Below are 11,372 nucleotides of genomic sequence, written 5' to 3' on the forward strand. Positions count from 1 at the left end.
TTACCCGCTGTCATCGCTGTCAGAGTATAGAGGAATTAGTCAATTTAGTCTTTGCTTGGCTGCAAAAACGCCGGTCCTTCCCGGTGGAACGTCAGGTGTATGCGCTTCCCCTCGCCGCCTAGCACTTTCCATCGAGTGAGTTTCTATTTAGTACCGTGTTTCGCAAGTCCATTAGCGGTGAAATCGTAGGACGCGTACCACGCGCTAGTCAGTTGGCGCGCTTCGCACGCCCTACAACTGCTCACGAAATTATGAGACACGGTACTAGTACTCTGTCTATTTAATTTTTTGATATTTTCGGCACCCTTTCCTTCTTACGTCTGGTACGCTTAACGCCGAGGGGAGCCGAAAGAGTTCCGCATCCAGAAAATCAAGAATACCTCTTAACTTAGTTGCCAGAGTACTAGTACGACTTCGGCAGCCCCAACACATGCTCGCCAACATAGTTGAGGATCATCTCTTGTGAGATCGGCGCGATGCGGAACAAACGCGCTTCACGCCAGTAGCGCTCGACATCGTAGTCCTTGATATAGCCGTAGCCACCGTGGGCTTGCATGGCACGGTCCGCAGCTTCGCAGGCGGCTTCGGCGGACATGTACTTGGCGATATTGGATTCTTTTCCACACTGCTTGTGCTGGTCATAGAGCCAGGCAGCTTTGTAGACCATCAGTTCTGCTGTCTCAAGTTTGGCGCAGGAATCAGCCAGTGGGAACTGAATCCCTTGGTTCATACCAATTGGACGACCAAAGACCACGCGCTCTTTGGCGTATTGCACGGCTTTCTCGACTGCACGTTTGCCCATGCCGACGCATTCTGCAGCGATCAAGATACGTTCCGGGTTGATACCATCAATAATGTATGAGAAGCCTTTGCCTTCTTCGCCGATCAGGTCTTCTTTGGGGACATACAAATTGTCGATGAACAACATATTGGTATCGACCGACTTGCGTCCACATTTGTGCAGTTCGCGTACCTCGACCGCTTTGGGATCGATGTCCGCGAAGAAAAGACTAATGCCTGCCGTTTTCTTTTGCACCTGATCGTAGGGGGTCGTGCGAGCGAGCAACAACATTTTTTTCGATTCTTGCGCTTTGGTGATGAACACCTTGCGGCCACTGATCATATAGCCATCACCCTGACGCGTGGCGAAGGTGGTTATTTGCGTGGTGTTGGTGCCAGCATCGGGTTCGGTGACAGCAAACGAGACGTGAATATCGCCTTTAAGGACTTTGGCGAGGTATTTCTCTTTTGCTGCGGCAGTGCCGTATTTAATCAGAGGCTCCAAACCGAAGATGCCAAGATGGACCGAAGAACACGCTTGGGTGCCACCGCCACACTCAGCGATGGTTTGCATGACCAGCGCCGCTTCAGTGATGCCAAGTCCGCTGCCGCCATATTCTTGTGGGATGGTAATGCCGAGATACCCGGCATCAGCAACTGCCTGATAGAAATCCCAGGCAAATTCACCGCTGTCATCCCGCTCGCGCCAGTATTCATCGGGAAAGCGTGAACACAGCGAGCGCACCTGTTTGCGAATCTCTTCTTGTTCTTCGGTAAACTGAAAATTCATGGAAACCTCCTGTTACGTGGTACGTATTGCGTGTTGCGTATTGCGTGTTGCGTGAGCGATTACGTGAACTGCGTATACGAATCCACGTAACACGTAACACGTTTCACCTAATACGTTTTACGGTTCGCGCCTCTCGTTTCTTACCATTCACCCTGGCCATCCTGCAATTCCTCTGCTAACTGACTACTGAGATCGAGCAAAAGAAAAGGGTAATAATGCGGTGCGCAACGTGTGCAACTGACAATCCACCAGGTGCAAAATTTTGCAACGAATGCGCCACTCCGCTGCCGTTACAATGTCCATCGTGTGGGACCGACAACCCACCTGGGGCGAAATTTTGTAATGAGTGCGCGACGCCGCTTACGCGACAGTCCAAAGTCCAAGGGCCGGAGTCCAGAGTCGCAAGAGCTGTAGACGCTGGACGGCCTTTAGACCCTGGACACTGGACACCCCCTCATCTCGCTGAACGTATCCGGGCCGAGCGGGAAGCGATGGAAGCACGTGGAGTGGCAGAAGGGGAGCGGAAAAGTATTACTGCGCTGTTTGCCGATATCAAAGGCTCGACTGATCTGATTGCCGATCTCGATCCTGAAGAAGCGCGAGCCATTCTCGATCCGACGTTGCAACTCATGATGGATGCGGTCCATCGTTATGAAGGCTATGTCGCCCAATCTCTCGGCGATGGTGTCTTTGCCTTGTTTGGCGCGCCGATTGCGCATGAAGATCATCCACAGCGTGCTCTCTATGCGGCGTTGCTCATGCAAGAAGAGAATCGGAGACAGGCTGAGCGCTTACGCAAGGAGAAGGGGATCAATCTGCAACTACGAGTCGGGGTAAACACCGGAGAAGTTGTTTTGCGTTCGATCCGCAAAGATGATCTCCATACCGATTACGTCCCTGTTGGCCAATCGACGCACCTTGCTTCTCGGATGGAAAGCCTCGCGACGCCTGGTTCGATTCTGGTCAGCGAGCAGACCTACAAACTCACTGAGGGCTATTTTGAGTTCAAAGCGCTGGGTGAGGCGCAGATCAAAGGTTTCGCTGAGCCATTGCATATCTATGAAGTCTCAGGCGTTGGGCCGTTACGTACTAAACTGCAACTCTCGGTACGGCGTGGACTCGCACGGTTTATAGGCCGCCACCATGAGATGGATTTGCTTCAACAAGCAATGGCACATTCCAAAGCTGGACATGGACAAATCGCCGCAGTCATGGGTGAGCCAGGGGTTGGTAAGTCGCGGTTGTTCTATGAATTCAAGCTGTTGTCGCAACGTGGCTGTCTCGTATTGGAAACCTTCTCTGTCTCACATGGTAAAGCTTACCCGTATTTGCCGCTGATCGATTTATTGAAGAACTATTTTCAACTCATCAACCAAGACGATGAGCGACGTCGCCGCGAGAAGATCACCGGCAGAGTGCTGACACTGGATCGCAGTTTAGAGGACACAGTTCCGTATTTGTTCTTCTTATTGGGCATTGCTGAAGCAACGTCGTCGCTGCAGCAGATGGACCCGCAGATTCGTCGCAAGCGCATCTTGGAAGCGATCAAACGTTTGCTTTTGCGCGAGAGCCTTAATCAGCCGTTAATGATCATCTTTGAGGATTTGCATTGGCTCGATGCGGAGACACAAGCCTTTCTGCAACTGCTCAGTGAGAGCATCGCCACCGCGCGCATCCTACTCCTCGTCAATTATCGCCCCGAATATCAACAGCAATGGAGTGGCAAAACTTACTTCTCGCAGTTGCGCCTTGACCCATTAGGTAAAGAGCAAGCGGAAGAGATGCTAGAGGCACTTCTCAGCGATTTTGGGTCCCCTCTCCCTGCCAGGGAGAGGGACAGGGTGAGGGTAGTGACCGATGCGTTACCATCCCTCAAACGCTTCATCCTCGACAAAACCGAAGGCAACCCGTTCTTCATGGAAGAGATCGTGCAGGAATTACGCGAGCAAGGTCTGTTGACACAAACTATCGGGATGGGTGTGAAACCCGCCCCTACGATACACATTCCAACCACGGTCCAAGGAGTTCTCTCCGCCCGCATGGATCGCTTACCGGCGCAAGAGAAAGCATTACTGCAAACACTGGCAGTGATCGGACGCGAATTCTCTTCCAGTCTTCTGCACAAAGTGGTCACAGAACGGGAAGAGCATCTGCAGCGGCTCTTATCGCGGTTACAGACCAGTGAATTTGTCTACGAACAGCCTGCATTTCCCGAAGTGGAGTACATCTTCAAGCATGCACTGACGCAGGAAGTGGCATACAACTCTTTACTTATCGAACGGCGCAAAGTGCTGCACGAACGTACGGGGCAAGCGATTGAGGAAGTGTACCGCACTCGGCTTGCCGATCATTACAATGAGTTAGCCTATCACTACAGTCGGAGTGGCAACACGCAGAAAGCCGTCGATTATCTCCAACTGGCTGGGGAACAAGCGGTACAGCGGTCGGCAAATACAGAAGCAATAACACATTTAACTTCGGCCTTAGAGTCGCTTAAGGTGCTGCCGGAGACACCTGAGCGAGATCGACAAGAGCTTGCCACTCTCCTCGGTCTTGGTACATCGCTGATTGCCATGAAAGGGTACGGTACTACCGAAGCGGAGCAAATTTATACTCAGGCGCAGAGATTGTGTCTACAGATAGGAGAACCGTTACAGGTTGCACAAGTTCTGTTTGGGCAATGGGCATTTAACGCCGTGCAAGGAAACCTCAAAACCTCTCTTACCCTGGGAGAACAGCTCCTTGCTGTCGCCCATCGCCAGAATAATTTAACTTTATCTCTTATCGCCCACGGGATTGTGGGGGGAACGTTACTGTGGCTTGGAGAGTTGATTCCCGCACAAAAACATTTTGACCAAGCTCTGGCTTTGTATAAGGTTGAACAGCATGGCGGTCTGGCCTATCACTTGGGACAGGATCCGGGCTCTTGGGTTCCAGGTTTTGCTACAGCAAATCTCTGGTGTCGTGGTTATCCAGACCAAGCGTTGACTCTTGTTCAGATCGTGCTTTCCTCAGCTCAGATCTTTTCTCACCCTTTTAGTTTGGCAGCGACACTGGGTTACGCTGCCTTTGTACGCCTGTTCCGTCGTGAAGGGAAAGAGGCTTATGCTCACGCGGAAGCATCATCAATACTTACTGAGGAACACGGGTTTGCAGAATGGTCTGTGTACTCATCTAATCTGCAAGGGTGGGCGCTTGTTGAACATGCGGCGCAAACCGGAGCCCGAGAGCAGAGAGAAGCGGGCATTACACGGCTCCAAGAGGGATTGGCTGCTTTCGGTGCCACGGGGGAACAGCTGTGGGTGCCATTTTTCTCGGTGCGTTGGCTTTGGGATACGAGCGAAACGGCCAGACAGGTGAAGGATTGAAGGTAATTGACGAGGCACTGGTGCTGGCAGAGAAGAATGAAGAACGTTTCTACGAAGCTGAACTTCACCGGCTCAAAGGGGAACTGACACTACAAAAGTCCAAGCCTAGTCTCGATCAAATTATGACAAGTCAAGACAAGTCTGAAGACACCAGCCTTCGGTCCCTGACTCCTGATCCCCAAGCTGAAGCTGAGGCGTGTTTTCTGAAGGCGATTGAAATTTCTCGCAAACAACACGCCAAATCCCTCGAACTGCGGGCAACAGTTAGCCTCGCACGATTGTGGCAGCGACAGGGAAAAAAAGCCGAAGCTCACCGGATATTATCTGAAGTCTACAACTGGTTCACCGAAGGATTCGACACAAAAGATTTGCAAGAGGCAAAGGTGTTAATTGAAGAGTTGGCATGAATGAAGAGAATTTGTGGGAAATACAGAGCGTCGGTTTGAGAAAGAGCGAAAGGGACTCAAGTGAAGATTGGTGGTCTGATCTGGCTCGCCGAAATCGTCGATAAGCTGGACTGGAAGCATAACGTCCAACAGCAAGAAGTGAGAGAGGTCTTTCGGCGGAAGCCCAAGTATCGCTTTGTTGAGAAAGGGCATCGCCGCGGGGAAAACGTGTATGTGGCCCAAGGACGAACAGAGGCAGGCCGTTACTTGAATGTGTTTTTTGTTTACAAGACGAATCAACGTGCGTTAATCTTATCAGCCCGCGAAATGACACCAGCGGAAAAGAGGACTTATGGGAAAAAATAAAAGTTCAATTTCTAAAGGCCAGTCGTATGCAGAAATGGGTGAATTCTGGGACACCCACGACCTGACTGAATACTGGGAGCAAACGAAACCCGTAGATTTTGAAGTCGATATCCGCTCTGAAGTCACCTACTACGCGTTGGATACCACGTTGTCGGCAGAGGTACGAGCACTGGCTGAACGGAGAGGGGTGTCTCCAGAGACCTTGTTGAATCTATGGGTACAGGAAAAACTCCACGGAGATGCCCGTCCGAATTCTTAAAAGAGAGATAGCTTGTTAAAAGCCTACTTCAAAGCAATCCAGAATGTGAGACCAGGAGATGAAAGAGAATGAACCGCCAAAGCCAAATCAAAATGACGCCGGAAGAGAGCAATAAGTTTCTCAGCGAAAAAGCGCGTACAATGATGTTGTGTACCATCGATAAAGATGGATTCCCGCATGCGGTCGCGATGGCCTATATGATCAAAGATGGCTGCGTGTATATGACGTCCTTCAAAAAAGCACAGAAAGTGGTGAACGCCCGCCGTAACCCGCAAGTCGCAGTGATGGTTGAAACCGGTACGGCATACAACGAACTGAAAGGCGTCATGATTCGTGGACGGTGTGAGGTCATCGACGAGCCTGATGAAGTATTCAAAATTATGCGGGAGATTCGTGCATTTCAGGAAGGCGGCACTCCGACTCCAGCCAGTGCTGTGGTGCAAGAACGTGCCAAGAAACGGGCGATTCTCAAAATCACACCGGTGAAAACCACCAGTTGGGATCACAGTAAGTTACCGCCGGATACGTACTAGGGGCTGGGGGTTAGGGGCTGGGGATTGGTTCTCCTTCCTCACAAGTCCCTAGCCCCAAGCTCCTAGTCCCAAATGGAGTAGTAGAAGAGGCTGAGAGGCCTTTCCCCCAGCGCTTACTTGATCCGCGTGAGCACGATGACAGGAATCTGCCGCTTGGTCTTTTTCGCATACTCGGCAAACGCTGGCATTTGTTCGGCCTGACGATCGTACAGACGCTGGCGTTCTTCGCCTGTCGGCACTGTAGCTTTGGCCTTAAAGCGTTCGTTGCCGACTTCGACTGTTACCTCAGAGTGAGCGACTAAGTTGTGATACCAAGAGGGATTCTTGGGGGCTCCGCCGAACGAGGCGATAACGACGAAACGATCGCCATCTTTTGTGAACGCAAGTGGAGGTGTATATGTCTTGCCACTCTTCGCGCCAGTTGTCGTCAACAACAGCAACGGTCTGTTAGCAAACTGACCGCCAACCTTTCCTTGGTTCGCACGGAATTCTGTAATCACCTTTTGGTTAAAATCATTTCGGTCAGACGCCGCCTGTGCAACTTGCAAGAGGGGACGATCTGCAGGAATTTGACCCCGATCCTGATTCACGGTCGTATCAACAAGAGGCGCTGGTTCCTTGATGGTGGCGGCAAAGCTGGTTTGCCCTGCGAAGAGAGAAGGAGCAATCACGAGTTGTGAAAATCGTAGAACCGTACGCATAGTGCTTCTCCTTTTTCCTCCCAAGTTTCGACCCACTTTACTTTTGAAAGAAGCGTGCACAAAGATCAAGGCCGTCGGAGATTCCTCTACTAAGGGAGAAACGTACATGAAATTCGGCTTTATGGAAGATTTTCGTAATCCAAAACAATGGCAACGGCCATTTCCGGCATTGTACAAGGACATTCTCGATCAGATCGTCCGCTGCGAGGAGCTGGGTTACGATAATGCGTGGCTTACTGAACATCACTTTACGGAAGATGGTTATAATCCCTCGGTTCTGCCGACGGCTGCTGCTGTGGCTGCGCGAACCAGTCGCATTCGCATAGGCACGTTTATTCTGCTGCTCCCATTCAATAACGCGGTGAGGACTGCTGAGGACTCCATCTGCGTTGACGTCATTTCTAATGGTCGGTTCGACCTCGGCGTTGGCCAGGGCTATTCGTACATGGAGTTTGACGCTTTCTGTATGAAACGCGAGGAGCGGTCAGCGCGCATGCACGAGGGAGTGAAGCTCATTCAGCAACTGTGGACCGAGGAGAAGGTGACGTTCGATGGCAAATTCAACCAAGTGAAAAATATGACGCTCTCGCCGCGACCAGTGCAGAGTCCCATGCCCATGTGGATTGGTGCCCGCGCTGAGAAAGCGACGCGACGTGTCGCTAAGCAAGGCTGTCATTTGATGGCGACCCTCGGTCCTGACCCCGCACCATGGTATATCGACGAACTCAAGAAGAACGGACGCAATCCCAAAGACTTCAACATCGCCCAGCTCCGCTTGGTCTACACTGCGAAGACTGAAGACGAAGCTTGGGAGAATGTCGCACCGCATCTGCACAGTATGATGGAGTTCTATGGACACATCCTTGCTGAAGCCAATGACGCTCCAGGCGATAAAGATGTCTGGACCTTCAAACATCACAGCGAGATACGCGACTCCGCCTTTGGCCGTGCGTCAATGGTCGGTACGCCAGATCAAGTGGCCCGCAAGTTGGAACAGTTCCAGAAAGAGTTCCAGTGCACGCATTTCATTATGCTGACCCAACTTCCTGGACTCGATCCAAAGAAGGGTACGGCGGCGTTTGAGATGTTTGCGAAAGAGGTGATGCCGGCTTTCAGGAAGTAGGCAAGCGCGAGGCTATAGGCTTCAGGCTTCAGGCTTTAGGCGTTAGGGAGGAAACCAAAAAACTACAGAGTCCTCAATGGACGATAGAATATAACCCACGATCTGAACCGTGGGGGAAAAGGAGGGTGGTACAATGAAATTCACAAACAAATACGTCCTCGTTACCGGCGGCGGCAGTGGCATTGGTCGTGCAACGTGTCTGGCATTTGCACGAGAAGGTGCCGATGTTGCTGTTGCCGATTTTGATGCTGGCAATGCCGAAAAAGTTGCCGCTGAGGTGCAAAGCAGCGGAAGAAAAGCTGTTGCGATAAAGGTTGACGTGACCGATCCCGCGTCGACACAAGCGATGGTCTCTCAAGCTGTGACAAGTCTGGGAGCAGTTCATATTCTGGTCAACAGCGCAGGCGTACGTGAGATCATTCCCTTCCTGGATTTACCGTTTGCTGAATGGCAGCGCGTGATCGGCACGAACCTGAGTGGTACGTTTCTCAGTAGTCAGGTGGTTGCCCAACATCTGGTGAAGCAGGGGAAGGGCGGGAAGATCATCAATCTCGCTTCAGTTGCTGGGTTGACTGGCGTCCCTAATCGCGCTGCGTATGTGTCTTCGAAACATGCCGTGGTGGGTCTGACCAAAGAGATGGCCCTGGAACTGGCTGATAAGAACATTCAAGTGAATGCGGTTGCGCCCGGAGTTGTGCAGACATCGATGACGGCTTCATACTTTGAGAAACCGTCTGTGATGGATACCTTGAAGAAAGCCCATCCCGCAGGTCGCTGGGCGCAACCCGAGGAAATTGCCAACCTGATTCTTTTTCTTGCTTCACCTGAAGCAGATTTCATTACCGGCGCGACATTTCCCATTGATGGTGGGTTTATGGCGGGGAAGACGGTGTAAGCACGTAAAGCGTAAATATGTAGAACGTAACAAGACGGGGCGGTGGGGTGGTTACGCATTACGTTTTACGCTTTAGAAAGGAACTCTCATGCAACTCCAAAATCACGTTGCCCTTATCACCGGCGCAGGCCGCGGAATTGGCAAGGCCATTGCCCTGCGTTTTGCTCGTGAGGGGGCAGACGTTGCCATATTTGATTTGAATGCGGAATGGGCGCAGTCAACTGGCGAAGAAATCAAAGCGCTGGGACGAAGGACATTCGTTAAAACGGTTGATGTCAGCGACTGTGAACAAGCGCAAGCTGCTGTTCATGAGGCGGCAGCCGCGCTTGGCAAACTCGATGTGCTGGTAAACAACGCTGGCATTGGTAAAGCGCAGCACTTTCTTAAAGTCACCAAAGAGAACTGGGAACGGCACATCAATATCCACCTCAATGGGTCGTTCTATTGCGCGCAAGCCGCAGCCCAGGAAATGGCCAAGCGCAATTATGGGCGCATCATTAACATAGCCTCGATTGCTGGATTGATCGGTCCGATTGACCTTGCACCGTACGGAGCGGCCAAAGCTGGCATCATTGGTTTGACGCACGCGGCAGCGCTCGATCTGGCTGACTACGGTATCACCGTCAATGCGATTGCCCCTGGTCCGATCGATACTGAACTGCTGCGCACCTGGCCACCAGATGCGTTACGCGAACGCGGGCAACACATGCCGATTGCCCGTCTTGGTACGGTTGATGAAATCGCCCATGCTGCCTTGTTTCTCGCGTCTCCAGATTCGAGCTTCATTACAGGTGTCGTGTTGCCGGTTGATGGCGGGACCATTGCGGCGGGCGCATACATGGTGGAGAAGTATCGGCGACGGAAGGCGGGGTGAGGACGTGAGGCGTAATGCGTAAAACGTAAAAATGGGACTAGGGGCTGGGGGCTAGGGACTTGTTTTCCCTTCCCCACAAGCCCCAAGTCTCTAGCCCCCAGCCCCAAATGTTTATACGCCAGGCCCAACGTTCCTTGCCTGAACAGTGGGCAAAAATAAGCAGAAAGGCCTCTTCTCATGGATTTCGGCATTCATCTCTTAGGATTGGGTCGTCGAGCTTCGGTTGAGGATTATGTCACCGCTGCCAAAGCCGCAGAGGAGCTAGGCTATCACTCGGTGTGGATTAACGATCATGTTGTGATCCCGACTCAACATGACTCGAAGTATCCATACTCGGCTGATGGGCGCCCGTCATTCACTCCAGACGATCATTTCTACGATCCGTTTGTATTGCTGGCGTCATTAGCAGCCCACACTAAGACGATCAAACTCGGGACCAGCGTGGCGGTGATTTCCTATCGCCCGCCGATTCTGACGGCGAAAGCGATTGCGACACTGGATCAAGTCAGTAAGGGTCGCTTTATCTTTGGCGTTGGTGTGGGTTGGTTTGCCGAGGAGACCGAGTTGCTCGGCGTTCCGTTTGCTGATCGTGCTAAGGTTTCACGTGCGTATCTGCAGACGATGAAATCGCTGTGGACCGACACGCGACCGCGTATTGCTGGATTACGGGGCCACGATACAGAAATTGGTTTCGCTCCAAAGCCGGTGCAGAAGCCGCATCCACCAATCTGGTTCGGTGGTGAGACCCGTGCTGCACTCAAACGTGTGGTGCAACAAGGCGATGGCTGGTTTCCGGCGTTTGTCTCGCCAGAACAATTCGCGGCGAAGTCAACAGAACTGAAAGCACTGTGCGCTGAACACGGCAGAGATTTCGCTTCTATTACAACCTGTGTGTTCCCTGCAAACAAAGCGTATTTTTCGCTGGAGGCCATCCGTGCGTACCGCCAGAAGGGTGCATCGAGTTTGCTGGCTCCAGTTGCTAACCCGCAAATCGACGAGTTTGTCGCGCAACTGAGGAAGTTTCGTGATGAGGTGATGGTGGCGGCGAAGGGGATCTGAAAACTTGGGACTAGGGGTTGGGGGCTAGGGGCTAGTTCCCTCTTCCCTACAAGCCCCAAGTCCCTAGCCGCTAGTCCCAAATTTGTTCGTCTTAGGCGAATTCTGGAAAAGAAAATCCCCCTATATCAGTCAGGAGTAGCGGGGCGGATGAAGATGTCCCACTTGGGCAACTTGGGATGACGCTCCAGTCGCGCTTCGACCGTCCGCATGGCTGTCTTGTTCAGGGTAATGCCGCGCA

9 protein-coding genes and 1 pseudogene are annotated in these 11,372 nt (G+C 52.0%); 8 read left to right on the top strand and 2 right to left on the bottom strand.

What is annotated here, in order from left to right; all coding sequences use genetic code 11:
• Window positions 1-403: 403 nt before the first annotated feature.
• Complete coding sequence (locus FJ147_23875; GenBank protein ID MBM4258928.1) at window positions 404-1,570, bottom strand: acyl-CoA dehydrogenase; 1,167 nt, start codon at window positions 1,568-1,570, stop codon at window positions 404-406.
• 215 nt (window positions 1,571-1,785) lie between these two features.
• Here FJ147_23875 and FJ147_23880 point away from each other — a divergent pair.
• From FJ147_23880 to FJ147_23895, 4 genes and pseudogenes are all read left to right on the top strand, one after another.
• Window positions 1,786-5,345, top strand: a pseudogene (locus tag FJ147_23880) (hypothetical protein).
• A gap of 60 nt (window positions 5,346-5,405) precedes the next feature.
• Entirely contained in the window at window positions 5,406-5,690 is a 285-nt protein-coding gene (locus FJ147_23885; GenBank protein ID MBM4258929.1) for a BrnT family toxin, read from the top strand.
• Entirely contained in the window at window positions 5,677-5,949 is a 273-nt protein-coding gene (locus FJ147_23890) for a hypothetical protein (protein ID MBM4258930.1), read from the top strand. The genes FJ147_23885 and FJ147_23890 overlap by 14 nt, the downstream gene beginning before the upstream one ends.
• Before the next feature lie 68 nt (window positions 5,950-6,017).
• Window positions 6,018-6,482: a hypothetical protein gene (locus FJ147_23895; protein MBM4258931.1), complete on the top strand. Its 465-nt coding sequence runs from the start codon at window positions 6,018-6,020 to the stop codon at window positions 6,480-6,482.
• Between the two features lie 113 nt (window positions 6,483-6,595).
• On the opposite strand, the gene FJ147_23900 is transcribed toward FJ147_23895, so the two are convergent.
• On the bottom strand, window positions 6,596-7,183 hold the full coding sequence (locus FJ147_23900; GenBank protein MBM4258932.1) for a nitroreductase family deazaflavin-dependent oxidoreductase: 588 nt from the start codon (window positions 7,181-7,183) through the stop codon (window positions 6,596-6,598).
• Here FJ147_23900 and FJ147_23905 point away from each other — a divergent pair.
• From FJ147_23905 to FJ147_23920, 4 genes are all read left to right on the top strand, one after another.
• Complete coding sequence (locus FJ147_23905) at window positions 7,104-8,306, top strand: LLM class flavin-dependent oxidoreductase (GenBank protein MBM4258933.1); 1,203 nt, start codon at window positions 7,104-7,106, stop codon at window positions 8,304-8,306. The genes FJ147_23900 and FJ147_23905 overlap by 80 nt on opposite strands.
• A 133-nt stretch (window positions 8,307-8,439) precedes the next feature.
• On the top strand, window positions 8,440-9,201 hold the full coding sequence (locus FJ147_23910; protein MBM4258934.1) for a 3-oxoacyl-ACP reductase FabG: 762 nt from the start codon (window positions 8,440-8,442) through the stop codon (window positions 9,199-9,201).
• 88 nt (window positions 9,202-9,289) lie between these two features.
• Window positions 9,290-10,075 (top strand): SDR family oxidoreductase, encoded by a 786-nt coding sequence (locus FJ147_23915; GenBank protein ID MBM4258935.1) that lies wholly within the window; start codon window positions 9,290-9,292, stop codon window positions 10,073-10,075.
• Window positions 10,076-10,252: 177 nt separating this feature from the next.
• Complete coding sequence (locus tag FJ147_23920) at window positions 10,253-11,134, top strand: TIGR03619 family F420-dependent LLM class oxidoreductase (GenBank protein MBM4258936.1); 882 nt, start codon at window positions 10,253-10,255, stop codon at window positions 11,132-11,134.
• Window positions 11,135-11,372 lie beyond the last annotated feature (238 nt).

The sequence above is a fragment of the Deltaproteobacteria bacterium genome (assembly GCA_016874775.1).
Classification (GTDB): Bacteria; Desulfobacterota; Binatia; order Bin18; family Bin18; genus VGTJ01.